Origin of the sequence: Endozoicomonas sp. G2_1 (assembly GCF_017744155.1) — a bacterium.
In the GTDB taxonomy this organism is placed as follows: Bacteria; Pseudomonadota; Gammaproteobacteria; order Enterobacterales; family Alteromonadaceae; genus JAGHQT01.
On record NZ_JAGHQT010000007.1, the window covers coordinates 155,892 to 181,352 of the forward strand.

The following is a 25,461-nucleotide window of genomic DNA, read 5'->3' on the forward strand; positions in this document are numbered from 1 at the left end:
GCTAGCGTTAGCGATGTCTTTGGCTATACCCTTATGTTATCAGCTTTGTGAAGCTTTTAATTTTTACATGCACTTAGCTCTGAGAAGACAAGTACTCTTCATAGCCGCCAGCAAAATCAACGTAACCGTCTTCTTTTAATTCGATCACACGGGTCGCGATACTCGAAACAAACTCGCGATCGTGACTGACAAAAATAATGGTGCCTTCGTATAAATCGAGCGCCATGTTTAACGACTCAATAGACTCCATATCCATGTGGTTGGTGGGTTCATCCATAATCAAAATATTTGGCTTTTGCATCATGATTTTGCCAAAGAGCATGCGACCTTGTTCACCACCAGAAAGTACTTTCACTGACTTTTTGATGTCGTCGGCGGAGAACAACAAACGTCCTAAAAAGCCGCGTACTACTTGCTCATCGTCGCCTTCTTGGCGCCATTGACTCATCCAATCGAACAAGGTCATGTCTTGTTCAAATTCATGGGCGTGATCTTGGGCGTAGTAACCAATGTTGACGTTTTCCGACCATTGGAATTCACCTGAGCTTGGCTCGTAGCCAGCTTCGTTCATTAGCGTGCGCAAAAAGGTGGTTTTACCGATACCATTTTCACCGATAACCGCGATTTTTTCGCCGACTTCAGCAATTAACGACATATCTTTTAGCACGTGGTTGTCGTCAAAGCTCTTGTTTAGGTTTTCTAACACAAGCGCGTTGCGGAACAGCTGTTTTTCTTGGTTAAAACGAATAAACGGGTTAACACGGCTTGACGCTTTCACTTCTTCAAGTTGAATTTTGTCAATTTGCTTGGCGCGCGAGGTCGCTTGTTTCGCTTTTGAGGCGTTGGCTGAGAAGCGGGCAACAAATGATTGTAACTCGGCAATTTGCGCTTTTTTCTTGGCGTTGTCTGCCATTAAACGGGCGCGTGCTTGGGTAGCAGCGAGCATGTATTCGTCGTAGTTGCCTGGATAAACGCGCAGTTCGCCGTAGTCCAAATCTGCCATGTGGGTACAAACACTGTTTAAAAAGTGACGGTCATGGGAAATAATGATCATGGTTGAATCGCGCTCATTCAGCGTTTCTTCAAGCCATTGAATAGTGTGAATGTCCAAGTTGTTGGTGGGTTCGTCGAGCAATAAAATATCAGGATCTGAAAACAGTGCTTGCGCCAACAAAACACGAAGTTTCCAGCCCGGCGCTACTTCGCTCATTAAACCGTAGTGCTGTTCAACCGGAATACCGACACCCATTAGTAATTCACCAGCACGGCTTTCGGCGCTGTAGCCATCCATTTCGGCGTACATTGACTCTAAGTCACCAACGCGCATGCCGTCTTCTTCACTCATTTCCGGCAAGGCGTAAATGCGGTCGCGCTCTTCTTTAATCGCCCATAATTCGGTGTGGCCCATGATCACGGTATCAACCACAGAGTACTCTTCAAAGGCGAACTGATCTTGGCGCAATTTACCAATGCGCTCGCCCGTATCTAGGCTAACATTGCCTGAGCTTGGCTCTAAGTCGCTGCCGAGAATTTTCATAAAGGTTGATTTACCACAACCGTTGGCACCGATTAAACCGTAGCGGTTGCCGCCGCCAAACTTCTGCGAGATGTTCTCAAATAATGGCTTAGCGCCGAATTGTTGGGTGATGTTATTTGCTGCTAACACTACTTTTTTATCCTTTATTTCTGTGTTGGCTTGTAATTTCGGTGTCAAAAGTGCTCACGTATAGTCATACGCTCCGCGCTTTTTCCTTGAAATTAATGCGCCAACTGTGAACTAAAGCGATAAAACTTTAGTTCTGTTATTTAACTTTTTAATGAATTAATTCTGTTACTTACACTGGCTTTTCGATGGCGTAAATATCGTCGTCAATGTCAGTAAGTCTGTGTTCTAAAATTTTTCTCGCGTCGGTTAGCCCTTGGTTGTAGTAATAGCCACCGAGTTCTTTAGCAATAAAGTCCAGTAAAAATTCGGCGTCGAATTGACCGAGATCTTGGTCGAGCTCGCTTCCAAAATACTGTTGTAATTTGGCAACCATGGCGTCGGTTGCTTGTTTTGACAGCTTAATTTCAGACATTATTACTTCTTTTTTTTGTTCGTTTTTTGTTTTGGTTACGGTTGTTATTTTGATCAGAAAATTGATTGTCGCTAAAACGGGTTAACCCTTTATTACTTTTAGTTCTACTTGGGTTTTTGCCACTGTTGCCTCTGTTTGCATGGGGGCGCTTTTGTCCCGGTGAGGTTTTATAACCTTGGGCGTTGTTTTTACCTTGACCTTTTTTACCGTGAAAGCGTTGCTGTTGGTTTTTCTCGCCTTTGCTTTCAGCAGGCACTAAACAGCCGGGCTTGCTGCCGATAAGCTTATGAGCTAAGCCCATTTTTGCCAAGGCTTCACGAATAATTGGCCAGTTGGCAGGATCGTGGTAGCGCAAAATCGCTTTGTGCAAGCGACGTTGGCGGCCGCCTTTAGGCACCGGCACAGTGTCACTGTTTTTTCTAACATTGCGCAGCGAATCAAGCTTAGTGTGATAAAGTGTCGTCGCGTTCGCCAATGGCGACGGGTAAAAGTTTTGCACTTGGTCGAGCTTAAAATCGTTTTCTTTAAGCCAAAGCGCCAGATTGACCATATCCATATCGGTAGTGCCTGGATGCGCCGAGATAAAATACGGGATCAAAAACTGCTTTTTACCGGCTTGCTTTGAGTATTTGTCAAACAGCTGCTTAAACTGATAGTAGCTGCCCATACCCGGCTTCATCATTTTGTTAAGCGGGCCTTCTTCGGTGTGCTCAGGCGCTATTTTCAGGTAGCCGCCAACGTGATGGCTAGCGAGCTCTTTGATGTAGTCGGGATCTTCAATCGCCAAATCATAACGAACCCCAGAGGCGATCAGTACTTTTTTGATGCCTTTGATATTTCGTGCTTTGCGATATAGTTCAATGGTGGGGGTGTGGTCTGTGTTTAAGTGGCCACAAATAGTTGGCCAAACGCACGACGGCTTGCGACAGGTTGCTTCGGCCTTAGGGCTTTTGCAGCGCTGCATATACATGTTGGCAGTAGGGCCGCCAAGGTCTGAAATAACGCCGGTAAAGCCTGGTACTTTTTCTTTGATGTCTTCAATTTCGTCGAGGATTGACTCTTGTGAGCGACTTTGAATAATGCGGCCTTCGTGCTCGGTAATCGAACAAAAACTACAACCACCAAAACAGCCTCGCATGATATTGATTGAGGTTTTAATCATGTCGTAGGCGGGTATTTTTGCATCGCCATAGGCAGGGTGTGGCACGCGTTGGTACGGTAAACCAAACACGCCGTCCATTTCTTCTGTGCTGAGCGGATAGGCTGGCGGATTGAGCCAAATAACGCGATCACCGTGGCGCTGCACTAGTGGCTTAGCCGAGCCCGGATTAACCTCTTGATGAAAAATGCGCGAGGCGTGGGCGTATAACACTTTATTGTCTTTTACTTGCTCAAAAGTCGGCAAGTTAATATAAGTGGTTAGCCACGGCTTTTTCTTGTCTTGCCACGATTTGTTTTGATGAGAGCTATGTTGTAATGAGCTAGTTCGCTCACTGGCTTTAAAGTCAACAATATTAACCACCTGAGGTGATTTAGTGACATCGGTTAACTTTTCACTCTCACTCTCAGCCTCATTCGTGCTTTTAGAGTTGTTTTCCCCATCGCTTTTATCAAAAGTGTCGGCGTTGTCACAAGTCGCGGCGCTGGTATCTTGATACGGGCTTGGAATTGGATCAATTTTGCCCGGCTTATCAATGCTGCGCGAGTCGATACCGTGCCAACCGGGGAGCGCGGTTTTACTTAAAAATGCGGTGCCGCGAACATCGGTAATGGTATTTACTGCTTCACCGCGAGCAATGCGATGGCTGACTTCAATCAGTGGTCTTTCAGCGTTACCGTATATCAGAATATCTGCTTTGGCATCGAACAAGATTGAACGACGCACTTTGTCTGACCAATAGTCGTAATGGGCAATTCGGCGCAAACTCGCTTCTATGCCACCAATCACTACCGGCACGTCTTTATAGGCTTCTTTACAGCGCTGTGAATACACCAATACCGCACGATCTGGACGCTTGCCGCCTTCGTTGTTTGGCGTGTAGGCATCGTCGTGACGAATGCGGCGCTCGGCGGTATAGCGATTGATCATCGAGTCCATATTGCCAGCAGTAACGCCGAAATAAAGATTGGGTTTGCCAAGCTGCATAAAGGCATCTTTCGATTGCCAATCTGGCTGGGCGATAATGCCAACCCGAAAGCCTTGTGCTTCAAGCATGCGGCCAATTACCGCCATACCAAAGCTAGGATGATCAACATAGGCATCGCCTGTCACTAAAATAATATCGCAGCTGTCCCAACCAAGCTCGTCCATTTCCTGACGCGACATAGGTAAAAATGGCGCAGTGCCATAACACTCTGCCCAATATTTGGGGTATTCGAACAGACTGACATCAGGTTGTGGAATCATAGATTTATTCGCTCTTTAGCTTATTAGCTAACAATAAGTATTCGTTTAGTTGACCCGCTTAAGCAATGCCGTAACTGCTAGTCAAAGCGTGGCGCGCGATTATATCAGTTAATTAATTCGACTGCGACTAATCGGTTGTTTGCTTGTCTTGGTCGCATAAGTTTAGTTTTTTGCTTGAGCTTGTTTTACAATCTAGCCGGTAAAAGTGAATTTTTAATAAGTAGAATAATCATGAAAATACAATTAATTGCCGCTGCGGTAAGCTTTTCGCTAGCATCTTGCGCAAGCATAAATAATGACGCTAATAATGGGTCTGGAACTAGTCGCGTTAATAACGCCAACGTTCAGGTTTTTGCCAAAGAGGTGAGCGCTAAGCCTGCAGCTAACATTAGCAATGGTGATAAGGTTATCACTCTAGAAAAAATTATGGCTGATCCCGATTGGTTTGGCCGCGCACCAGAGTCTTGGTACTGGGGCGACGACAGTAATACCATTTATTATAAGCAAAAACGCGAGGGCAACCCGCTAAGAGATTTGTATCGTCAAACGCTTTCAAATGGTGATGCTAAAAATCCAGCAGCGCAAGCAGTGACACTAGCGGAGTTGCATCGTGTATCAGACCGTTTTGCCCAATTAAGCCAAGATGGCAGCAAAGAAGTATACGCGTTTGATGGCAATATTTTTGTGAAAGACTTGTCGTCAGGTCAAATCACTCAATTAACTAAAAGTTCGGCCAACGAGAGTAACCCACAGTTTTTAACCACTAATTCAAAAACTACGGCAGTTGCCTATCGTATTGGCAATACCTTTTATCGTCACGATTTAGCATCTAATTTGGTCACTGAAATTGCCAGTTTAAAAGCGTCAGGTGAGCCGAAAGGCGTCAGTAAACCCAAGTCTTACTTAGCGAAAGAGCAGCACCAATTAATTGATTACGTTGCGCTACAGCAGCGCAATAAAGAATTGAGATATGAGCGCAATCAAGCGCTAAAAGCCGAAAATACTACGATTGCTAACCATCATTTTTATTTTGGTGACGATGTGAAAATCGTTCATGCGAGCTTATCTCCTGCAGGCGACAAAATTGTTGTTAGCGTCACGAAAGATACGCCATTGCGTGCTAAAACCGACATTATGCCGAACTATGTCACGAGTTCTGGTGATATCGACCCTGTAAAAGTACGTCGCCGAGTGGCCGACAACCGCAAGTATTCAGAAAAACTCTATCTTGTTGATTTGCATGATGGCAGCAAAACTGAACTTAGCTATGAATCACTGCCGGGGTTTGATCAAGACGTGTTAGCTGAGGTACGAAAAGAAAACCACGCCCGCAAAGGGGAGCGTTATCAGTCGGAAAAACAAGCGCGTAACATTCATGTGATGCAAACTTGGACGCCGATTCAGTGGCACAACAACGGTAAGCAAGTTGCCTTGTTATTAGAAGCATGGGACAACAAAGATCGCTGGTTAACAACTATTGATTTTGAGCAAAAGACATTGGTCAATCAACATCGCTTACACGACGATGCTTGGATTAACTACACTTTCAATGAATTTGGCTGGTTTAATGGCAGTGAGCGTCTGTACTACTTGTCAGAAGAGTCTGGCTATTCGCAGCTTTATCAAAAGCCATTAAATGGCAAAGCTCAGCAGCTAACTCAAGGTAAGTTTGAAGTAAGCGATTTAACCCTGACCCGTGACGACAGTAAAGTGGTTTTTAAAGCCAATAAAAAACATCCGGGCATTTACGAGATTTATCAAGTAAACACTGAAAATGGCGAGTTAACCGCATTGACGGATTTAGGCGGTATGAACGATTACCAGCTTAGTCCAGACGAAAGTAAACTGCTGGTTGAACATTCAACGGTGACTATGCCGCCTGAGCTTTACGTCAAAAACTTGCAAAGTACTGAACCATCAACACGAGTTACTTACACGGTTTCGGATGAGTTTTTAGCAATGCCGTGGTCGGCGCCAAATGTTGTTGCGATTCCATCGAGCCATCAAAGCGAGCCGATTTATTCAAAAGTCTATTTACCGAAAAACTTTGATGCCAGTGATAAAAAGAATCGCGCGGTAATGTTTAGCCATGGTGCCGGTTATTTACAAAATTCACACTTAGGCTGGTCTGGTTACTTCCGCGAATATATGTTCCACAGCATGCTTGTTCAGCAGGGTTATGTGGTGATTGATATGGATTATCGGGCATCAAAAGGCTATGGCCGAGATTGGCGCACCGCAATTTATCGTCATATGGGTGAACCTGAAGTACAAGATATGCTCGACGGCGTTAACTGGTTAGTGGAAAACGCCAACGTTGACGCCAAGCGCATTGGCACTTATGGCGGTTCATACGGTGGCTTTCTAACCTTGATGGCATTGTTTAAAGAACCAGAGGTGTTTCAGTCTGGCTCGGCGCTGCGTTTAGTATCAGATTGGGCGTATTACAATCACGGTTATACCTCAAATATTTTGAATACACCTGAAGATGACGCCATAGCGTACGAGCGCAGTTCACCGATTTATTTTGCTGAAGGGTTGAACAAGCCGCTGCTCATAAATGCGCCTATGATTGACGATAACGTGTTTTTTCAAGACACGGTGCGTTTAGTTCAGCGCTTAATCGAACTTGAAAAGCAAGACTTTGAAACGGCAATTTACCCAGTAGAGCCGCACGGTTTTGTGCAACCAAGTTCTTGGTTAAACGAATACCGCAGAATTTATAAACTGTTTGAAGAAACTTTATAACATTCTGCATTAAGTTTAAGTTGATAAAAACGGCCAGCAATTGCTGGCCGTTTTTTTGTTATTGAGCTTGGCTTTTTATCCGCTGGCCCGCTAACGCAACCAATAGACCCGCAATTGCCCCCCATAAATGAGCGTCAACCGCAACGCTTGCGTCTATCAGGTTAACGATGTCACTGCTTGCTCCGTAAACTTGTTCATAAATTACCTTAGCAAAGGCGCCAATGACGAGTAACCAGCCGAGTTTGTCACCACTTTTGATGTCTTGTAGCGCGCCCCAGACAAATACACCGTGTAAAATGCCCGATAAACCGACATATTGGTTTAATTCTGGCGAACTAAACCAAATACCAACACTCGTGGTTAGTGCAGCAAAAACATACAGAAACACTTGGTTTTTCACTGAATAGTGGTGCCCGTGCAGTGCCCACAACAATACTAGTGCTGCGCTATTAAGTAAAAAGTGCATGTCATTAGTATGGAAAAAATGGCCGGTAAATAAGCGCCAAAATTGACTTTCTGCGATTGCTTGACGGTTATAAACCAGCAAATCGCTGAGCTGATGATCAAACACGAAAGCGAGTAGCGCCGTAATAAAAACGATTATAGGTACGATAATATGTTGCTTCGCGATAGGAAATTTAGCTTTCATGAATAGGGACGTGGTTTAGAAATTGACTGCACTTTAACAACTGCTCGAACTTTAGCAAGCAGTTGCTCAGAAATAAAAGTTAATAGCCTCGATTTGATACTGATTTTTTATACAGATTCGGTGTTTTGACGTGTTTTAATACGAAAGGTGTCAGTTTGACGTATTTTAGGTGCAAAGACGTCATGGTTTAAAAATTAGTTTATTGATTGCTAAGAGAAATATCGTTAAAGTGCTAGTAAATTATGTTACTTATTGGCGTTATTAAGTGGTGTGGAAACACGTCATTATGACATCTAATAAGCTGTTATAAGCACTAAAGGAGTTAATTGTGACATTCAACCTAGATGAAAAATTCATACTTCAGGTTGAGGCTGAATTGGAAGCACTCCTTCCTCAAAATTACAAAACTTCGATGATAAAAAGTAATGGCGGTGAAATTGAAGTTGCTGGTGATGTTTGGGAACAATATCCTATTTTCGATAAGTCGGATAGAAAGCGCATTGCTTGTACTTGTAATCACATTATCGCTGAAACTAAATCATGTGAAGATTTCGGTAACTTTCCTGACAACGCACTTGCCATAGCTGGTAACGGATGCGGTGATCAACTTGTCTTACTTAAACAAAGTAATAGCTATACAGATTCTATTTATATTTGGTCGCACGAAACTGGTGAGCTTGATAAAGTAGCTAATGACTTCAACGAGTTGACGTGCTTATAACAAAGCAATCAAGGCGGAACAATAAAGCTTGGCTTGTTTCGCTGCGCTCACAATTATAGCCAAGCTTTTATTGTCCGCTTATTGGAGCGTTATATGCCAATTAAAATCATTTTAGCGTAAGACATGGTTTGTTTTTTTTCGCTATTCGGGGCTTGGCGCAATACTAATAAGCTTTGCCGTTTTCTGTCTTTTTAGATAGTTTATTTCTTGTTGGTGGTTTTGTATTTCAGCAGAAATAAAAGGTGGCAAAGCTATTAATTTTGGCTAGTTTGGGTGGGTAGCTCAAAAGTTCAAAGTGGGGTGCTCAATTAACGGTGCCTTCAAAATGGTGCAGTGTTTAACGTAAAGTAAGCTGCATATAACAAGTGCTTCAACGGGACAAATAAAGCTTAGCTCTCGTCGCTGCGCTCCTAATTTTAGCTAAGCTATTATTTGCCCATTAAGCAGGCGTTAGCTGTTTAGGAGAGTTTGTGAGTACATTGGAAGTATTAAGGTCTCAACCACCAAGTTGCTTCGACGGTTTTCAACTTGAAGTTGACGAGGCATTAATAAATGGGGAGTTCTCTATATGCAAGAGCGTTGTGTGTACTTGCGGTGGTCAAAACCATAGCATCTTAGGTAATATTCAAATTGAGAAGAAAGGCTTCTTTTTTAAAAAGGAAGTAACGTCTTTTTATCCACCGTTCTATTTACAGTGTGAAAGTTGTGGTTCAAAAGAATTACTTTTCAACCCTAATATTCACGGCTGGGATGGCGTCAATGGTGATAGTGCAACTATAGTCGGAACTGAGTCAGTTACAAGTTTAGGGTTAATGGGAAAAGTAGTAATAGCTTTCAGCTACCAAGGTATAGATAATTACTTAGATATACCCATTGATACGGCAAGGAATATGTTCGATACGTTCTCATTGGGTATCATGGTAAACGGGCAATTACAGTATGTTTACGACTGTGAGTGTGCATAAACAGCTAACAAGCTGTTCAAGTGGGACTGCTAAAGTTTGGCTCGGTTCCGCTTCGCTCCACAAGTATAGCCAAACATTTATCAGCCCCTTAACAGGGCGTTAACTGTCACCACTAATTCAAGTTAAATTGTTTTTATTGTTTTGGTGTCAACCGATAATTTGGGCAGTTATTGCTTATGTGTTTTCGCCTTTGCTGGTTTGGTTATTCAAACTAATATTGTGTAAAAGGCTCAAATCAGCGTTTAGGTGTTACCGTGGCGAGGTGTTATTCCACGTCAGGTAAACGCATTTAACTTTGGTTGTTGCTATTAGTTTTATGGTTACATTAAGCTATCAGTTAACAAGTGCTTCAACGGGACAAATAAAGCTTAGCTCCCGTCGCTGCGCTCCTAAATTTTAGCTAAGCTAATTATTTGCCCATTAAGCGGGCGTTAGGCATCATATGAAAAATTCAAATCAAGGAAAGATTTTATTAGCGAACTTAGTGCTTTTATTCGCCACTTATCTTACTAGTTTAGTTTTCTTAGGCGATAATGAGCGAGAAATACTTGTTGCAATTTGTTTGTATTGTATTTTTATACCATCAATTTTTGTTTCTTTAATCGACTTGATATTAACAAGCACCAATAAAGTAAAGTTACGAGGAAGATTTACTTCTTATCTACCACTGTTAACTTTGATTTTATCTTTCGTTGCACCACTGATTTTCTTTTTACCTGAACTATTATTTCCATCTGCGGCTGCTGGAGCTGTGTCTTTTTATCTAATATACTGGGGGATGTTTATATTACCTGTAATGATTCCTCTAACTTTGACTTTAGGCTTTTTTTACAAGTACATTTTGAATAAAAATGCCTAACAAGCCAATAAAGTGGGACTGCTAAAGCTTGGCTCGGTTTCGCTTCGCTCCACAAGTATAGCCAAGCATTTATCAGCCCCTTATTGGGGCGTTATGTGTATTAGATGAGTCGACTAATCGAATTACTAAGGAAATTTTGGCTAATAGGGTTGTTACTTCTGCTCTTTGGAATTTGGCTTATAAATATTATAAGTGAGCCGTTTGGGGCGGAGGTTCTAGTAGTAACGATTTTTATTGTTTTACCTTTGATTAAGTATTTGGCCTCAAAAGTGTTTCAACTGGATAAAACTGATTCAATACCTTGGTATGGTTCACCGATATTTGTTTTAGGTTTAGTTGTGGTAACTTATTTAGCGTATTTTGTTGTAAACACATAACAAGCTGTTCAAGTGGGACTGCTAAAGTTTGGCTCGGTTTCGCTTCGCTTCACAAGTTTAGCCAAACATTTATCAGCCTCTTAACAGGGCGTTATATGCCAATTAAAATAATCTTAGCGTAAGACATAGTTTATTTTTGTTTCTCGCTATTCTGGTTTTGGTGCAGTACTAATAAGCTTTGCCGTTTTTTGTATTTTCAGATAGTTTGTTATTTGCTGGTAGTTTTATGTTTCAGCAGAAATAAAGGGTGGCAAAGCTATTAATTTTGGCTAGTTTTGTTGGGTAGCTCAAAAGTTCAAAGTAGGGTGCTCAATTAACGGTGCCTTCAAAATGGTGTAGTGTTTAACGTCAAGTAAGCTGCATATAACAAGCGCTTCAACGGGACAAATAAAGCTTAGCTCTCGTCGCTGCGCTCCTAATTTTAGCTAAGCTAATTATTTGCCCGTTAAGCGGGCGTTAGCTTACTCTAGAGTCTATGAGCAAATATAGAGAATATGTATCTTTTGCAAACCGTTTAAGCTTATATTTCACAGTTTATATTACTGTGGTTGTAACTTTGGGCTGCTGTGTTAGTTTTTGGCAAGCATACAAAGATGTTGGTTTATCAGTGCTTGCAGAACGTCTATTAGTTATTTACGGCATTCTTATTCCTGGTAGTTATGTGCTGTTTTTTCTAATAGGCTTATATAAATTTCATTTAGAGTATGGCTTTAAAAACAAAACATGGGAAAGTGACGGTTTTTAGTCAAATAGTAAGCTAACAAGCTAATCAAGTCGGACGCATAACAGTTGGCTGCGTTCACTTCGTTCACAATTATAGCCAACTATTATCCGCCGCTTATTGGGGCGTTATATTGCACAGGGAGGTTGAGTGAATATCATACAAAACATTGAAAGATCATTTCATCCTGAAATTTACTCTGAATCAATGCCTATCAATAATGATTTGAGTTTATGCCTTTATAAAAAGTCAGGCTTAGCTAGGTATGTTTTAGCAACCTTAAACTTTGATTCAAACTTAGATATTAAAACTCAAATTGCAAACGCTCGTAAATTAATTAGGAATCAAACGGCTGCGCTCTGGATTTTTAAAGAGGTTGGAGCTTATATTGTATTTGTTTGCGATGAATTACCAGAATTAGATAGTTCACACTTAGCAGTAGATAGTACGGGGTTTCATGCTGTTATCGTTCAAGGTGTGCATTTGGTTTCTAAATCAGGTAAGCATTTATATAATCATACTAATTGGTTAAATAAATCTTTTGGCGGCACAGACTTTATTGCTGAACGTCTAGTAAATAGTGCAATATAACAAGCTGTTTAAGTGGGACTGTTAAAGTTTGGCTCGGTTTCGCTTCGCTCACAATTATAGCCAAACATTTATCAGCCCCTTAACAGGGCGTTATATGCCTATGGTATGCACATGGAAAGTCGTAAATTAAAATATCCTAAGTTAATTGTATTAACTGTTTCAGTCATGGGTTGCTTTTTAGGTATGCTGCTAATTTATCCATTTTGTGCACTCTTAGGAATTGACGTAAACCAAACTGTTAATGATATTAGTCAACTTCTGACGTTATTAGTTGCATTGATTATATTTACTATATTCGGGTATTTTAGTTCATGTTACTTAGCTGCATACACAATGGTTTTTCTAAGAATAATTGATAAATCACAGGTATCAGAACTAGGTATCGGTGGTACAAAAGCAGAGTAGTAAATGGCATATAACAAGCTGTTCAAGTGGGACTGCTAAAGTTTGGCTCGGTTTCGCTTCGCTACACATTTTAGCCAAACATTTATCAGCCCCTTAACAGGGCGTTAAATGGCAGGAGTAATAATTTGAACCACGAGTTAGTAGGCCAATTACTAGGTTTTATAATGGCTCATAGTGCAGCTATTGGTGCTTCTATAGAGGCTAACGAATTGCTTGTTCCGTTTGTAATTACAGAGAACAAAGGTGAAAGAAAGAGTCTTGAATTTGAAGCTGACACGCAAGAGTTAGCAATTGCAAAAGCAGAAAAGAAATTAACTGAGTTGAGTAACGATGTTGAAGCATGGTCTTATAGCCAAGATGGGTTAGTGACCTTAGAGGATGGCTCTAAACAGGATGTCTTCTTTTACAAAATATGGTCAAAAGGTATGTCGGAGCCATTACAGGCTTATCAAATGTATCAAAAGCATCCATTCAAACTTATAGGGAATGTTCAAATCCTAAATTATGCCGAGTCAGGTCTGAGTGAAGATCATCAAGAAATTTTTATTACAGGTTTAAATAACGGAATTAGTGTTCACCCAACTGGATCTGAAAAGTGGGAATCATGGTTCTAGAAGCCATTTAACAAGCTGTTCAAGTGGGACTGCTAAAGTTTGGCTCGGTTTCGCTTCGCTACACATTTTAGCCAAACATTATCAGCCCCTTAACAGGGCGTTAGGTGTTTCTCATGGATGAGCGTGAATATCAAACTAAAGTTGAACTAATTGGCCTACTCAATGTCTCGGATGAAGATAACTTTCAAAAAATTTTAGACGCGCTATTTAGTGGTGATGAAGATGCAATTGAAGATGAAGTTTTTGCTTTAGATTTCAAATTCATTCAAGGTCACGAATTTACTGATGAGTGGGTTAACGCCTTTATTACGCTGATAAAATACTGCATAGATAATAAAGTTAATGGCTCATATCAATTAATTAGTGTGTTTCCGGCAAACTGGGACAAAATAAGCAGTTCTGGCCAACAATTAGTAATTAAATTTTGCCATACTAATAAAAACAACAAATTTAACAAGTTAACTCAGTTAGTTATGCTTCAAATTCTAAAAGAGTCGTGGTAAAACACCTAACAAGCCAATTAAGCGGGACTTCTAAAGCTTGGCTCGGTTCCGCTTCGCTCCACAAGTATAGCCAAGCATTATCAGCCCCTTATTGGGGCGTTATATTTACGAGTAAGTATGGATATTGAGTTTATTTTAGAAGCAATTCTTGAAGGTAAAACCACAACTCTCGTTGCTCGTTCAATTAATGGAAATAAATTCAAACTAGGCAATGGTTCAACATTAAATGGTTGCCCAATAATGAGCACATTATCTCAGCCTAGACGTTTAAAGTCTGATGGTAAGCCGAATTTGGATACATATTGCTTTTACCTAGTTAACGCAAGAGACAAATATAAGTTTATTGTTGGAAACAAAATAAAACTACTCTAGTCCAGTAAATATAACAAGTTGTTCAAGCGGGACTGCTAAAGTTTGGCTCGGTTTCGCTTCGCTACACATTTTAGCCAAACCTTTATCAGCCCCTTAACAGGGCGTTATGTTTGAATTGAATATGAATCAAGAGTTAAAGAAAAAAGTAGATATCGTGGTTGGGTTAAGCCGGTTAGCTGGTGGCACGTTAATTATTATTGGAAGTATTTTAGTTTTTTTCTTTATACAAGCTGCATTAGATCCAAATGCAATAATTGAAATTAATGGAGTACCAACCAAAGATTTTAGTGACAAGCTTATTGCAGTCATTTTTAGTGCTTTATTTTTTGTTTTGGGGGTTGTTTTGTCTTTTGCCCCTAATAAAGCTCTCGACAAATTTGCGATTAAAATAATTAAGCTCTCAAGTTAGTTTCAAACATAACAAGCGCTTCAACGGGACAAATAAAGCTTAGCTCCCGTCGCTGCGCTCCTAATTTTAGCTAAGCTAATTATTTGCCCGTTAAGCGGGCGTTATATGCCAATTAAAATAATCTTAGCGTAAGACATGGTTTATTTTTGTTTTTCGCTATTCTGGGCTTGGCGTAATACTAATAAGCTTTGCCGTTTTTTGTATTTTCAGATAGTTTATTTCTTACTGGTGGTTTTGCATTTCAGCAGAAATAAAAGGTGGCAAAGCTATTAATTTTGGCTAGTTTTGGTGAGTAGCTCAAAAGTTCAAAGTAGGGTGCTCAATTAACGGTGCCTTCAAAATGGTGTAGTGTTTAACGTAAAGTAAGCTGCATATAACAAGCGCTTCAACGGGACAAATAAAGCTTAGCTCTCGTCGCTGCGCTCCTAAATTTTAGCTAAGCTAATTATTAGCCCGTTAAGCGGGCGTTATGCCCATAAGAATATGAAAAGACTGGTTGCTGTTTTTAAGGTTGTAATTATAGTTTTATTGGGGGCGCTCTCGCTCAAAGTGATGTACAGTAACCCTATTAAAGGCGAAACAAAAACTGTTTTCGCAAAAACTATTGAACAGTTGAATTGCCCAGTTGGTAAGTACGCAGATCCTTATTTTATTATCGTAGGTAGTCAAACTAAGTTCTATGTAATGAAAGAGTTTGTTTACTGGACAGACTGTGATACTGAGCCTAATAAATTAATGGGTAAAAAGGTCTCTTTTATTTATTTCATTAGCACAGATCTAAAGTCAGAAGTTATCCAATTATCATTGGAAGGTAATTCAATCTATACGAAGAACGAATTTATCGGTAAAACTAAATTAATAGGAGTGTTACTCTTTTTTGGCGTAATGGCTTTTCTAATATGGTCTTTAGTTACCAGAAAAAGGGCATAACAAGCTGTTCAAGTGGGACTGCTAAAGTTTGGCTCGGTTCCGCTTCGCTTCACAATTTTAGCCAAACATTTATCAGCCCCTTAACAGGGCGTTATATGCCAAGGAAGCTTTAGTGGAAGAAATAGCTGACGGATTACTTAAACCCATTCTCAGGTTTATCCGCTTTATCCTCTTGGAAGCACTATGCGAGTTTCTTATTTATTGGGTCGGTCGCATATTCTTATTAATAGTAACATTAGGTAATTATCCAAGAGGTCGACAGGCTGAGGAGTACGAAGGACGCATTATTTGCACTGGTTTTTTCGTTATAATATGCAGTATTGTCCTAATTGGTGTCTATGTGTAAATTGGCATATAACAAGCCAATAAAGCGGGACTGCTAAAGCTTGGCTCGGTTCCGCTTCGCTTCACAAGTATAGCCAAGCATTTATCAGCCCCTTATTGGGGCGTTAGCTTTTTAAGGAGGTTTTGTGAGAAAAGTGGTTTTAAGTGTTGTTGTATTGTCTATCGTTGGTTGTGTTTCAACTCCCAAAGAGGAGAATACAAATACGCAATATACAGGACTAACAAAGGCACAATTTTCAGACAATAAAGAGCATAGTGAATATTGTTTCCGACACGCTAATGCAGTGCGATTAACGTATGGAGATGTTAAAACTGGCTTTATAAAAAACATGATAGACCCTGGTCGTTTTTTAACTTGGGAGACAGTAAAAGAAGTAGAGGTTTTAGCTAATAATGATGAAAACATAGACTTAGTAGAAGGTTATTATTATGGTCGATGTATGAGGAGTAAAAGTGACGTAAAAACTCCTCGTTTTGAAGAGATAAAACCTGTTCTATCGCAATGTTTATCTAATGATGTTGTTCCTTGTGCTAGTGTTCACACTATGAGTTTCTCAAGCTAACAAGCGCTTCAACGGGACAAATAAAGCTTAGCTCTCGTCGCTTCGCTCCTAATTTTAGCTAAACTATTATTTGCCCGTTAAGCGAGCGTTAGTTACCAAGGAAGATATGCGTACAATTCAATTTTTAGGTTTAATTTCGGCAGTTTTTGCAGTCATATCTTTGTATGTACTTTTATCTCCGATTACTCCAGATAGTAGTGCTTCATCAGCAAGTGCTGTGGGGTTGGCGTTAATGTTTATAGTAGCTCCAGCATTTGGTTTTTCTGCTCTACTTTTAATACCGTCATCTATTGCTTTAATTAACTCTAAGTTACGTGAAAAGACTTATTTCAATGGCAAGTTTTGGTATAGTATTTGGGGTATAAACAGCATACTTTGTTTAGGGTATGTAATAGCTGCTGTGTACATTGGTTATTTGTACTTAACCTCGAGTACAGGCAACTAACAAGCTAATAAAACGGGACTGTTAAAGCTTGGCTCGGTTCCGCTTCGCTCTACAAGTATAGCCAAGCATTATCAGCCCTTTATTGGGGCGTTAGCTTTGCCACCACTATTCGAGTAAAAATTATTTGTGGTGGCCTTGGTGTAAAACGCCAATTTTGCACTTGCTGCCGTTCTTGAGTTTGGCTAGTTTAGCAGCCATAGATTGCTCAGCATTTTTTGCCAAAGAGTTTTCGCCTTTGCTAAATTCGTTATTCAAACTAGCAAAGTGCCAACGGCTCAAATTCAAGTTTGTCGGGTAGTGGTGGATGTTGTTGCACTTTCCGTACAAACGTATTTAACATTGTTTGTTGCTGGTAGTTTTGTGGTTACAGTAGGCTATTCAGCTAACAAGCCAATAAAGCGGGACTGCTAAAGCTTGGCTCGGTTCCGCTTCGCTACACAGTTTAGCCAAGCATTTATCAGCCCCTTATTGGGGCGTTAGCAGTCAAAATGAATAAAAATGAACCTTCATATAAGTTATGGTGGAAGTTAGTAGGCTCTATTATTATTTTTCTTCTTTTGGTAAAGGCACTAACTGATGGCGTACTCTACATTCCAGCTAGAAATGGTTTTTTGAGTGTAGAGGAAAGCCCCGAAGCATTTGGTATTACGTTGGCAATGTTATTTCCTTTGTGCGTGTACTCCTTTTATCAAGGCGCTACAGGGCTGTATAAAAACTTCAAGCAAAAGGTTAGTTAAACTGCTAACAAGCGCTTCAACGGGACAAATAAAGCTTAGCTCCCGTCGCTGCGCTCCTAATTTTAGCTAAGCTAATTATTTGCCCATTAAGCGGGCGTTATATGCCTAGGAGGGAATCGTGCATATTGCTATAAATTTTAAAACTTCTAAGTTCGATGTCTCAAAAGAGCGTGAAAACCCTATTAATCCTATTTTCGGTGAATCATTGTTAAAGTGGTTAAAGTCTGAAGTTGAATCAGATTTTGATATTTCTGAGCCAGATGCTGAAGACTGGGGTTGGTATAGCTATATTGACTGGAAAGGACGTCAATATATGCTTGGAGCCTCAACTTACTTTGAGGAAGGTGATGACCCAAAGTCAGAACTAGAGTGGATTCTCCAAATAGATAAAAGTCGCACTTTCATAGAAAAGCTCTTCGGAAAAGAAAAAATATCTAATTCAGATGAGTGTGTATTATATTTTAAATCTAAGTTAGAGTCGGAGCCTCAAATTGGCTTAATAAGTTTTGAGTAATTGGCATATAACAAGCCAATAAAATGGGACTGCTAAAGCTTGGCTCGGTTCCGCTTCGCTACACAGTTTAGCCAAGCATTATCAGCCCCTTATTGGGGCGTTATATTTACAAGGAAGTTTAGTGTTTTATTTTAAACTTTATGATGACAAAAGGTTAAAAGGCCTCAAGCATATTAAGAAAATCGAGATCGTGAATAACGCTGTAAAATTATGTCGAAAGGACAAGCCATTGAATATTATCAGCCGAGTACTGACAATGTTAATTTGGTGCGGTATTCCTGCTATAGCTTTATTTTTAGTGTTTAATTTTAGTTTTGCTATAGGCTGGTTTGCACTATCAATCTTCATTCTTGAAATTAAATTAGCTAATGATGAAAGCGCAGATGTCGAAACATACTTAAATCAAGTTTTAGAGTAATGTAAATATAACAAGCCACTTAAAAAGATAAAACAGTGTTGTCTTGTTTCTTGCAAACGACGCAACAAACTAGCCAACTTACTGTTTAACTTATTAGTGGGGCGTTATGTATTTTTTGCTGTAGGAGTCATTAATGACAGCAGAACAAAGGTTTTTAGAGCAGTTCAGTAAGAATCTCAGTAAGAAAAAAAGCAAAAAGGTAAAGAGATTATCTAAAAGTAATGGGCTCTTAGTTTCAACTGCACTTTACGGTAGTAGCAGAACTTCAGATGCCGAAGTTCATGTTGTTTCTGCACTACTCAAACAATTCAATAGTATAGAGCTATATGCTTTCAAAACTGCGCCAAACAAAGTTATATTGAAAGCTAAAACTCAAGATGGTCACCCAGTATTGATTCACCCTCAATATCGGATTCCTAAACCTTTGAGGCTAAATGTAAAAAATTTAAAGAGGCAAGACTACTGGTATGTTGATCTGGCTATAGAGATCTTTGATAAAAAAACGGATTCGGTAGTTATTGGTATATGGGCAATGGAATATGACGGTCACCCAGATCATTTTACAGAATCAGGTATAAAAAGAGACAGGTTTCGTGACATGGTAATTAACACTGAAACGGATATTTTTTGTATTCATGTAACGAAAGAGAGGTGGGCTTCTGATCAAAATGAGTATATATCAAATATGTTGAGGTTCATTGAGCGACGCACTCGAGATGCCTCCTTTATGAGTTTATCTGATCTTAAATTAAGAGATGTTAATTTGATGAGCTCACCAGAATTAGAGATTGTGAACGACAATGGAACTATGCGAGCAATACCTTGGGAGTTTGCAGTTCCAGAAGAAAATACATAACAAGTTACTTCACACGGAAAAATTACTCGCTGCGCTCCTAAATTTTAGTTAAGCTAGTTATTTGCCCGTTAAGCGGGCGTTATGTTGTATGAGAGGTTAAGTGCTAAAAATCACCGAAACAGATAAGTTCTTGGCGAAAATACCTTTTAGGATTTTTTGCATTGGTTTTATTTGTTTTTTAGGGTTTGATATATATGGCATGGTTGAAACTGGCCAATTTACGACAAGGAGTGGTTCAATAGTTAAATATTCAATTGAACCTATTTATTTTAAATTCAACTTTATTTTTAAAATTTGCGCCGTTATTGCACTTATTTATTTGTTCTTTAAAGCTCCCTTTCAATTTCCGCCAAAATAATACAACATAACAAGCCAATAAAGTGGGACTGCTAAAGCTTGGCTCGGTTCCGCTTCGCTCCACAAGTATAGCCAAGCATTATCAGCCCCTTATTGGGGCGTTATATTTATGGAGAATTCATGCGTAAACTTCTAGCTGTTTTAGCTTTTTTAATCCCTTCGTTATCGAGTAATGCAGAAAATATTACTTTTAAATCAGATCCAGAGGTTCCTGAGATAGCTAAAGCGTATTATCAAGATTGTATTGATATGGTTAAAGGACAATTTAACCTGGATCTAGACGGTTCAGATGAGAGTATTAAATTAATCGAAAGTGTTCTTGATAACTTAAGTGAGCACGTTCGAAATAACGGTATGGATAAAAATCGAGTTTATAATTTTTCAAAAATGTTCGGCTTTTATATCGGAGAGGTTTACCGTAAAAACCATGGCAATGTAATTTGGGGTAATGTGAAAATAGATGGAAAAGAATATTATGCTTTAGGAAAATCTAAAGATAATAGCCCGTTTTTTTGGCCAGTGGCTAATGTAATGAAGCGCATCTATAAAGGTAGAGAAGCAAATATTCACCATTATTATTCTGCTATTGTTGGTAAATAAATATAACAAGCGCTTTAACGGGACAAATAAAGCTTAGCTCCCGTCGCTGCGCTCCTAATTTTAGCTAAGCTAATTATTTGCCCGTTAAGCGGGCGTTATATAACACTCAGGATCGAGTAATGAGCAAAGTTATTTATATTATCGGAAGTATATTAGTGGTAGTAGCCATCACTATGTATATTTATCAAAATTGGTCGTTAAACAACCCTCCAAGTTCTGATGCCGAATATTATATAAAATCAGTTCCAAGTGATTCCTTTTCATGGTTTAACTACAAAGCTCATGCACTAATTCTAGGAGTGGCGTTAATACTATTAAACAAATTTACTAGTTTGTTCGGGGGCTAGTGTTATATAACAAACTGTTTAAGTGGGACTGCTAAAGTTTGGCTCGGTTCCGCTTCGCTTCACAAGTATAGCCAAACATTTACCAGCCCCTTAACAGGGCGTTATATGCCAATTAAAATAATCTTAGCGTAAGACATAGTTTATTTTTTTTTCGCTATTCTGGGCTTGGCGTAATACTAATAAGCTTTGCCGTTTTTTGTCTTTTCAGGTAATTTGTTTCTAGCTGGTGGTTTTGCATTTCAGCAGAAATAAAGTGTGGCAAAGCTATTAATTTTGGCCAGTATTGTTGTGTAGCTCAAAAGTTCAAAGTAGAGTGCTCAATTAACGGTGCCTTCAAAATGGTGCAGTGTTTAACGTCAAGTAAGCTGCATATAACAAGCGCTTCAACGGGACAAATAAAGCTTAGCTCCGGTCGCTGCGCTCCTAATTTTAGCTAAGCTAATTATTTGCCCATTAAGCGGGCGTTATGCGTATTTAAGGATTTTGCGTAAATGTCAAAAGTTGATGATGAATTTTATGATAGAGCTGATGCTCATATTCACTTAGCCAACGATCATATTTCAGAAGAAATTGGTAGTGGGAAGGTTAGTGCGTCAATGATGTACGCTACTTCTAGGTTTAACTCGTGGGTTAGTGCATGTGGCTGGTCTAATAGTCAAGAAATGAAGGCGGCTAAAGAAGAAACAATCGAGTACTTTGTGAGTCAATACAAAGCTATGCTTGAAGAAAACCTTAATGACTATATTGATAACTTTGATAGCTATATGGATAAGGGTGAACAATCCGCATAACAAGCCAATAAAGTGGGACTGATAAAGCTTGGCTCGGTTTCGCTTCGCTTCACAAGTATAGCCAAGCATTTATCAGCCCCTTATTGGGGCGTTAGCAGTACTGGAAATATGGCACTAGATTTACACATAATGGAAAATGGCCAACCAAAGGAATGGATCTACGCTATTGATTCTGAGAAATGGTCATTACTCAATGAAGCATTTGAGATCTTTAAAGCTAAAACTGGCTTAGTTATCGATCAGTATTCTGATACTAAGTTCTCATCAGGGCTTCAAAATTTAATTGATGTACTAAATTCAGTCGCCCCTAAATATGGTAAAAAAGCTGAACTGTTTTCAGAGTTTATTGCAGTTTTGGAGTGTGCTGAAAGCAGTGGTAAAAATATAATTTTTGTTGGCGATTAAAGTACTGCTAACAAGAAAATTAAATCGGACTAAAAACGCTTGGCTTTGGTTCGCTGCGCTCACAAGTATAGCCAAGCATTTTTAGCCGTTTATTTAAGCGTTAGGTGCTATGAAGAAGTTACTCTACCTACTATCAATTTGGCCGGTTTTTTCCTTTGCCGATAACTGGTTAGTTACAGATTGCATAATCTCACCTGGAGGAGAATATTTTGAGAATGGCGCTCATTTTGTTCTGGCATTCAATGTAGAGGAATCAAGCCAAGCGATCTATTTTGCGGAAGAAAACAAGCTACATTGGTATGCTTCTGGAGGTATTAGTGCCCCATTTGAAACAAACGGAGGTGTTTGGTCTCTAGCTATGGCACGTGACGTTTTATCCTCAATGTTAAAGCTTCCATTTCGTCACATAAATATAGATACTAAGTCTAACTTATTTATATCTGCGGCACCGCCGGAATGCGAAGTAGATTACTCTTCAATAAGAGATTACGAAAGTGGTAACTTGAGAAAAACTCCAAAGAGTAATCAATAAGCTCGCACCTAACAAATCAATAAAGTGGGACTGCTAAAGCTTGGCTCGGTTTCGCTTCGCTACAAAAGTATAGCCAAGCATTTATCAGCCCCTTATTGGGGCGTTATATGTTTATTAAATTAACTTTAGTGTAAGACACGGTTTGTTTTTGTTTTTCGCTATTCTTGGTTTGGTGCAATATTAATAAGCTTTGCCGTTTTTTGTATTTTCAGATAGTTTATTTCTTGCTGGTTGTTTTGTATTTCAGCAGAAATAAAAGGTGGCAAAGCTATTAATTTTGGCTAGTTTTGGTGAGTAGCTCAAAAGTTCAAAGTAGGGTGCTCAATTAACGGTGCCTTCAAAATGGTGTAGTGTTTAACGTAAAGTAAGCTGCATATAACAAGCGCTTCAACGGGACAAATAAAGCTTAGCTCTCGTCGCTGCGCTCCTAAATTTTAGCTAAGCTAATTATTAGCCCGTTAAGCGGGCGTTAGCATTTTAAGGGTTTCTTTTTGCTCTTTCGAAAAAAATATGTTTTTCCAGATAACTATGAGAATTTATTTTCTGACTTGTTCTATGTTCAAGATTTGTGTCATGAAAAGATAAAATTTACTGAAGTTTGTATTGTCAACAATCAGCAGGTTTGCATTGACCGAATAGCTGTAATGAACGAGCTATATGCAAATTATAGAGGAGAGCTATTCTTTAAAGGTAAATGTAAGCAGCTAAAGAAACTAAGGTTCTTTGAGCTAGTTATGCTCGAGTACAATATAAATGGTAAAGTCCAATTGATTGATAAATGGTTTATGGACGTTACAGGTAAGTCATTAAATAATTTTCGGCAAGAATGTGCTCGAAAAAATTCAACTCTTCTTTGGCAAGGTGTTTCCGCTACAACAGAGTTCAAAGATGTTTATAGTGATGTAGAAAAGGGAATTATCCAACAAATAGTACTAAATAGAAAGGTTCAGATCACGGCTATTTATCTTGATTTCAAGAATAATATTTATATAGAACATATTGATCCAGTGACGAATATCAAAGGTATTTCTTACCCATTAGATTTAAAACTACGTCATGAATCTAAATACTACACATTCGAGAGTTGGTGCCAGAAAGCTATAGGCTTTGACTTATGGGCATCTATTACTGAAAAATAAATGCTAACAAGCCAATAAAGTGGGACTGTTAAAGCTTGGCTCGGTTTCGCTTCGCTTCACAAGTATAGCCAAGCATTATCAGCCCCTTAACAGGGCGTTATACGTACATCAGGATTTGGTTTTAATGGAAGATCATGCAATAAAAATTAAACGTAGTACTTTTCTTATTAAAATCACAATGGCTTTTGTGATATTGATGCAAGCAGTCAATTTTTATCAAACCAATATTATAGATTTTGGTTCAATTGCTATGGCTTTGGGTGTGTTGTCTTTACTTCGTGGGTTACTCTTATCGCCACTAATGTTTAATACGCCAGTTAAAGTTTGGTTTAAAAATAATGTTGGCTTTAGTACCGATAGCTATAAATATTTTGCTTTGGCATTTTTATTAATCGTAGTTGGTTTAATAAGGTACGTATAACAAGCCAATAAAGCGGGACTGCTAAAGCTTGGCTCGGTTTCGCTTCGCTACACAGTTTAGCCAAGCATTTATCAGCCCCTTATTGGGGCGTTATGTGTAATGGATGGAGTCACTCATATTGAAAATGCGCTATACATTCCAACCTTTAAAACAATTTGCTACTTCTAGTTTTGAGGGCAAGTTATGGGAGGTTGTTGTTGGCGTTATTAGTGGTTTGTTTGCTTACAAGGGCTATCAAGCAAATGTAGCAATTATTCTATTTCCAATGGCTGGTGTTTGTCTCGTTTGTATAGTTGGTTTATTAACATCTATGTACTTTTCAGTATTAGAGTTGTTTAATAAAAAGTAATTGCTGTAATTACACATAACAAGCCAATAAAGTTGGGACTGCTAAAGCTTGGCTCGGTTCCGCTTCGCTTCACAGTTTAGCCAAGCATTATCAGCCCCTTATTGGGGCGTTATGTGGCAATGGAGAATCAAGTCTAATGGATTATTTATCACCAATAGGGTTTTTAGTGGTGGCTATTTTGTATACCCATCTGGTATCAAAAAACATCACAGAAACTAACAGTTTGCATGTAGCGGCAATTTGGTCAGCTATTGCACTGTTTAGTTTTTGTATTTTGGTTGCGTCATTTGTTTTTTCAGCGCTAATAGCTGGCATTGTTTCTGGCTTTATTTTTGTGGCGTCTTTATTAGTTTCCTTAAAGTTTCGCAATACGGTGACAGCCACATAACAAGCCAATAAAGCGGGACTGCTAAAGCTTGGCTCGGTTCCGCTTCGCTACACAGTTTAGCCAAGCATTATCAGCCCCTTATTGGGGCGTTATATGCCAATTAAAATCATTTTAGCGTAAGACATCGTTCATTTTAGTTTTTCGCTATTTGGGGCTTGGTGTAATAATAATAAGCTTTGCCGTTTTTTGTGTTTTCAGATAGTTTATTGCGCGCTGATTATTTTGTATTTCAGCAGAAATAAAAGGTGGCAAAGCTATTAATTTTGGCCAGTTTGGTGGGTAGCTCAAAAGTTCAAAGTGGGGTGCTCAATTAACGGTGCCTTCAAAATGGTGCCGTGTTTAACGTCAAGTAAGCTGCATATAACAAGCGCTTCAACGGGACAAATAAAGCTTAGCTCCCGTCGCTGCGCTCCTAATTTTAGCTAAGCTAATTATTTGCCCGTTAAGCGGGCGTTAGCTTGCCACCACTATTCGATTGATATTTGTTTTTTTGTTTGGTGGTAAAGTTTAAATTTAGTATTTTTTGCCAAGTAGTTTTCGCCTTTGCTACATTTGTAGTTCATATTAGCAACGTGCAAACGGCTCAAATTATAGTTAAGCGTTGTAGTGGTGGGGTGTTGTTGTTTCTTCCGTACAAACGCATTTTACTTTAGTTGTTGCTGAATGTTTTTTGGTTACAGTAAGCTATCAGCTAACAAAACAATTAATCGGACGCGTAAAGCTTGGCTCGCGTCACTTCGTTCCTAATTTTAGCCAAGCATTACTTGCCGTTTATTGCGGCGTTAGGTTTTATGAAGAAAGCACTAATTTCGTTTGGTCTTTTATTGATTGTTTACTTAAATGTGAATGCAATAGTCGGGTTGTTACCCGATAGTGACTTCAAATTAAATTTACGTTTACTAATT

Annotated in this window: 31 protein-coding genes; 26 read left to right on the top strand and 5 right to left on the bottom strand. The window is 39.3% G+C overall.

Annotated features, from left to right (window positions below):
• Window positions 1-73: 73 nt before the first annotated feature.
• The 3 genes from J7384_RS10755 to J7384_RS10765 all read right to left on the bottom strand — a co-directional run bounded on the left by J7384_RS10755 (window position 74) and on the right by J7384_RS10765 (window position 4,485).
• The gene (locus J7384_RS10755; protein ID WP_209113923.1) at window positions 74-1,666 is read right to left on the bottom strand and encodes an ABC-F family ATPase; all 1,593 of its coding nucleotides are present in this window, start codon (window positions 1,664-1,666) and stop codon (window positions 74-76) included.
• Between the two features lie 169 nt (window positions 1,667-1,835).
• Window positions 1,836-2,078, bottom strand: coding sequence for a DUF2164 domain-containing protein (locus J7384_RS10760; RefSeq protein ID WP_209113852.1), 243 nt, complete (start codon window positions 2,076-2,078; stop codon window positions 1,836-1,838).
• The gene (locus J7384_RS10765; RefSeq protein ID WP_209113854.1) at window positions 2,071-4,485 is read right to left on the bottom strand and encodes a YgiQ family radical SAM protein; all 2,415 of its coding nucleotides are present in this window, start codon (window positions 4,483-4,485) and stop codon (window positions 2,071-2,073) included. The genes J7384_RS10760 and J7384_RS10765 overlap by 8 nt, the downstream gene beginning before the upstream one ends.
• A gap of 231 nt (window positions 4,486-4,716) precedes the next feature.
• On the opposite strand from J7384_RS10765, the gene J7384_RS10770 reads away from it, so the two are divergent.
• Window positions 4,717-7,233 (top strand): prolyl oligopeptidase family serine peptidase, encoded by a 2,517-nt coding sequence (locus J7384_RS10770; protein WP_209113856.1) that lies wholly within the window; start codon window positions 4,717-4,719, stop codon window positions 7,231-7,233.
• 58 nt (window positions 7,234-7,291) lie between these two features.
• Here J7384_RS10770 and rrtA read toward each other — a convergent pair whose 3' ends face one another.
• Complete coding sequence (rrtA, locus tag J7384_RS10775; RefSeq protein WP_209113858.1) at window positions 7,292-7,882, bottom strand: rhombosortase; 591 nt, start codon at window positions 7,880-7,882, stop codon at window positions 7,292-7,294.
• A 328-nt stretch (window positions 7,883-8,210) separates the two neighbouring features.
• Between rrtA and J7384_RS10780 the strand changes: the two genes are divergently transcribed.
• The 13 genes from J7384_RS10780 to J7384_RS10840 all read left to right on the top strand — a co-directional run bounded on the left by J7384_RS10780 (window position 8,211) and on the right by J7384_RS10840 (window position 16,702).
• Window positions 8,211-8,603, top strand: coding sequence for an SMI1/KNR4 family protein (locus tag J7384_RS10780; RefSeq protein ID WP_209113860.1), 393 nt, complete (start codon window positions 8,211-8,213; stop codon window positions 8,601-8,603).
• A 470-nt stretch (window positions 8,604-9,073) separates the two neighbouring features.
• On the top strand, window positions 9,074-9,568 hold the full coding sequence (locus J7384_RS10785; RefSeq protein ID WP_209113862.1) for a hypothetical protein: 495 nt from the start codon (window positions 9,074-9,076) through the stop codon (window positions 9,566-9,568).
• 442 nt (window positions 9,569-10,010) lie between these two features.
• Complete coding sequence (locus J7384_RS10790) at window positions 10,011-10,427, top strand: hypothetical protein (protein WP_209113864.1); 417 nt, start codon at window positions 10,011-10,013, stop codon at window positions 10,425-10,427.
• 852 nt (window positions 10,428-11,279) lie between these two features.
• A complete protein-coding gene (locus J7384_RS10795) occupies window positions 11,280-11,549 on the top strand; it encodes a hypothetical protein (protein WP_209113866.1) in 270 nt (89 codons plus the stop codon).
• 126 nt (window positions 11,550-11,675) lie between these two features.
• A complete protein-coding gene (locus tag J7384_RS10800) occupies window positions 11,676-12,116 on the top strand; it encodes a hypothetical protein (protein ID WP_209113868.1) in 441 nt (146 codons plus the stop codon).
• Window positions 12,117-12,227: 111 nt separating this feature from the next.
• Window positions 12,228-12,521 carry a hypothetical protein gene (locus tag J7384_RS10805; RefSeq protein ID WP_209113870.1) on the top strand — a complete coding sequence of 98 codons (294 nt, stop codon included), beginning with the start codon at window positions 12,228-12,230 and terminating at the stop codon, window positions 12,519-12,521.
• A gap of 125 nt (window positions 12,522-12,646) precedes the next feature.
• Window positions 12,647-13,135: a hypothetical protein gene (locus J7384_RS10810; protein ID WP_209113872.1), complete on the top strand. Its 489-nt coding sequence runs from the start codon at window positions 12,647-12,649 to the stop codon at window positions 13,133-13,135.
• A gap of 113 nt (window positions 13,136-13,248) precedes the next feature.
• Window positions 13,249-13,638 (top strand): hypothetical protein, encoded by a 390-nt coding sequence (locus tag J7384_RS10815; RefSeq protein ID WP_209113874.1) that lies wholly within the window; start codon window positions 13,249-13,251, stop codon window positions 13,636-13,638.
• Between the two features lie 117 nt (window positions 13,639-13,755).
• On the top strand, window positions 13,756-14,010 hold the full coding sequence (locus J7384_RS10820) for a hypothetical protein (protein WP_209113876.1): 255 nt from the start codon (window positions 13,756-13,758) through the stop codon (window positions 14,008-14,010).
• Between the two features lie 121 nt (window positions 14,011-14,131).
• Window positions 14,132-14,419: a hypothetical protein gene (locus J7384_RS10825; RefSeq protein ID WP_209113878.1), complete on the top strand. Its 288-nt coding sequence runs from the start codon at window positions 14,132-14,134 to the stop codon at window positions 14,417-14,419.
• Between the two features lie 483 nt (window positions 14,420-14,902).
• Window positions 14,903-15,349: a hypothetical protein gene (locus J7384_RS10830; RefSeq protein ID WP_209113880.1), complete on the top strand. Its 447-nt coding sequence runs from the start codon at window positions 14,903-14,905 to the stop codon at window positions 15,347-15,349.
• A gap of 470 nt (window positions 15,350-15,819) precedes the next feature.
• Window positions 15,820-16,257, top strand: coding sequence for a hypothetical protein (locus tag J7384_RS10835; protein ID WP_209113882.1), 438 nt, complete (start codon window positions 15,820-15,822; stop codon window positions 16,255-16,257).
• A gap of 106 nt (window positions 16,258-16,363) precedes the next feature.
• Window positions 16,364-16,702: a hypothetical protein gene (locus J7384_RS10840; RefSeq protein WP_209113884.1), complete on the top strand. Its 339-nt coding sequence runs from the start codon at window positions 16,364-16,366 to the stop codon at window positions 16,700-16,702.
• A 120-nt stretch (window positions 16,703-16,822) separates the two neighbouring features.
• On the opposite strand, the gene J7384_RS19575 is transcribed toward J7384_RS10840, so the two are convergent.
• A complete protein-coding gene (locus J7384_RS19575) occupies window positions 16,823-16,957 on the bottom strand; it encodes a hypothetical protein (RefSeq protein WP_280636358.1) in 135 nt (44 codons plus the stop codon).
• Between the two features lie 233 nt (window positions 16,958-17,190).
• On the opposite strand from J7384_RS19575, the gene J7384_RS10845 reads away from it, so the two are divergent.
• The 12 genes from J7384_RS10845 to J7384_RS10900 all read left to right on the top strand — a co-directional run.
• Entirely contained in the window at window positions 17,191-17,439 is a 249-nt protein-coding gene (locus J7384_RS10845) for a hypothetical protein (protein WP_209113886.1), read from the top strand.
• Window positions 17,440-17,557: 118 nt separating this feature from the next.
• Window positions 17,558-17,953 carry a hypothetical protein gene (locus J7384_RS10850; protein WP_209113888.1) on the top strand — a complete coding sequence of 132 codons (396 nt, stop codon included), beginning with the start codon at window positions 17,558-17,560 and terminating at the stop codon, window positions 17,951-17,953.
• 229 nt (window positions 17,954-18,182) lie between these two features.
• Window positions 18,183-18,371, top strand: coding sequence for a hypothetical protein (locus J7384_RS10855; protein ID WP_209113890.1), 189 nt, complete (start codon window positions 18,183-18,185; stop codon window positions 18,369-18,371).
• 133 nt (window positions 18,372-18,504) lie between these two features.
• Window positions 18,505-19,227 carry a hypothetical protein gene (locus tag J7384_RS10860; RefSeq protein ID WP_209113891.1) on the top strand — a complete coding sequence of 241 codons (723 nt, stop codon included), beginning with the start codon at window positions 18,505-18,507 and terminating at the stop codon, window positions 19,225-19,227.
• A gap of 477 nt (window positions 19,228-19,704) precedes the next feature.
• Window positions 19,705-20,184 (top strand): hypothetical protein, encoded by a 480-nt coding sequence (locus J7384_RS10865; RefSeq protein WP_209113893.1) that lies wholly within the window; start codon window positions 19,705-19,707, stop codon window positions 20,182-20,184.
• Window positions 20,185-21,022: 838 nt separating this feature from the next.
• Window positions 21,023-21,322, top strand: coding sequence for a DUF3144 domain-containing protein (locus J7384_RS10870; RefSeq protein WP_209113895.1), 300 nt, complete (start codon window positions 21,023-21,025; stop codon window positions 21,320-21,322).
• Between the two features lie 108 nt (window positions 21,323-21,430).
• Window positions 21,431-21,727 (top strand): hypothetical protein, encoded by a 297-nt coding sequence (locus J7384_RS10875; protein WP_209113897.1) that lies wholly within the window; start codon window positions 21,431-21,433, stop codon window positions 21,725-21,727.
• Window positions 21,728-21,836: 109 nt separating this feature from the next.
• Window positions 21,837-22,259, top strand: a complete 423-nt coding sequence (locus J7384_RS10880; protein ID WP_209113899.1) for a hypothetical protein — start codon at window positions 21,837-21,839, stop codon at window positions 22,257-22,259.
• A 491-nt stretch (window positions 22,260-22,750) separates the two neighbouring features.
• Window positions 22,751-23,398: a hypothetical protein gene (locus J7384_RS10885; protein ID WP_209113900.1), complete on the top strand. Its 648-nt coding sequence runs from the start codon at window positions 22,751-22,753 to the stop codon at window positions 23,396-23,398.
• Between the two features lie 124 nt (window positions 23,399-23,522).
• Window positions 23,523-23,819: a hypothetical protein gene (locus J7384_RS10890; RefSeq protein WP_209113902.1), complete on the top strand. Its 297-nt coding sequence runs from the start codon at window positions 23,523-23,525 to the stop codon at window positions 23,817-23,819.
• Window positions 23,820-23,922: 103 nt separating this feature from the next.
• Window positions 23,923-24,168 (top strand): hypothetical protein, encoded by a 246-nt coding sequence (locus J7384_RS10895; protein ID WP_209113904.1) that lies wholly within the window; start codon window positions 23,923-23,925, stop codon window positions 24,166-24,168.
• A 1,110-nt stretch (window positions 24,169-25,278) separates the two neighbouring features.
• Window positions 25,279-25,461: hypothetical protein (locus J7384_RS10900; RefSeq protein ID WP_209113905.1), on the top strand; the 183-nt coding region annotated here is incomplete at its 3' end.

Bases quoted from the DNA above. Each gene is read 5' to 3' on its own strand.
- J7384_RS10825 (WP_209113878.1), top strand. From the start codon at position 14,132: ATGAATCAAGAGTTAAAGAAAAAAGTAGATATCGTGGTTGGGTTAAGC.
- J7384_RS10860 (WP_209113891.1), top strand. From the start codon at position 18,505: ATGACAGCAGAACAAAGGTTTTTAGAGCAGTTCAGTAAGAATCTCAGT.
- J7384_RS10805 (WP_209113870.1), top strand. From the start codon at position 12,228: ATGGAAAGTCGTAAATTAAAATATCCTAAGTTAATTGTATTAACTGTT.
- J7384_RS10770 (WP_209113856.1), top strand. From the start codon at position 4,717: ATGAAAATACAATTAATTGCCGCTGCGGTAAGCTTTTCGCTAGCATCT.
- J7384_RS10830 (WP_209113880.1), top strand. From the start codon at position 14,903: ATGAAAAGACTGGTTGCTGTTTTTAAGGTTGTAATTATAGTTTTATTG.
- J7384_RS10845 (WP_209113886.1), top strand. From the start codon at position 17,191: ATGAATAAAAATGAACCTTCATATAAGTTATGGTGGAAGTTAGTAGGC.
- J7384_RS10875 (WP_209113897.1), top strand. From the start codon at position 21,431: ATGGCACTAGATTTACACATAATGGAAAATGGCCAACCAAAGGAATGG.
- J7384_RS10890 (WP_209113902.1), top strand. From the start codon at position 23,523: ATGGAAGATCATGCAATAAAAATTAAACGTAGTACTTTTCTTATTAAA.
- J7384_RS10790 (WP_209113864.1), top strand. From the start codon at position 10,011: ATGAAAAATTCAAATCAAGGAAAGATTTTATTAGCGAACTTAGTGCTT.
- J7384_RS10870 (WP_209113895.1), top strand. From the start codon at position 21,023: ATGTCAAAAGTTGATGATGAATTTTATGATAGAGCTGATGCTCATATT.
- J7384_RS10895 (WP_209113904.1), top strand. From the start codon at position 23,923: ATGGAGTCACTCATATTGAAAATGCGCTATACATTCCAACCTTTAAAA.
- J7384_RS10815 (WP_209113874.1), top strand. From the start codon at position 13,249: ATGGATGAGCGTGAATATCAAACTAAAGTTGAACTAATTGGCCTACTC.
- J7384_RS10760 (WP_209113852.1), bottom strand. From the start codon at position 2,078: ATGTCTGAAATTAAGCTGTCAAAACAAGCAACCGACGCCATGGTTGCC.
- J7384_RS10765 (WP_209113854.1), bottom strand. From the start codon at position 4,485: ATGATTCCACAACCTGATGTCAGTCTGTTCGAATACCCCAAATATTGG.
- J7384_RS10820 (WP_209113876.1), top strand. From the start codon at position 13,756: ATGGATATTGAGTTTATTTTAGAAGCAATTCTTGAAGGTAAAACCACA.
- J7384_RS10795 (WP_209113866.1), top strand. From the start codon at position 11,280: ATGAGCAAATATAGAGAATATGTATCTTTTGCAAACCGTTTAAGCTTA.
- J7384_RS10880 (WP_209113899.1), top strand. From the start codon at position 21,837: ATGAAGAAGTTACTCTACCTACTATCAATTTGGCCGGTTTTTTCCTTT.
- J7384_RS10840 (WP_209113884.1), top strand. From the start codon at position 16,364: ATGCGTACAATTCAATTTTTAGGTTTAATTTCGGCAGTTTTTGCAGTC.
- J7384_RS10865 (WP_209113893.1), top strand. From the start codon at position 19,705: ATGCGTAAACTTCTAGCTGTTTTAGCTTTTTTAATCCCTTCGTTATCG.
- rrtA (WP_209113858.1), bottom strand. From the start codon at position 7,882: ATGAAAGCTAAATTTCCTATCGCGAAGCAACATATTATCGTACCTATA.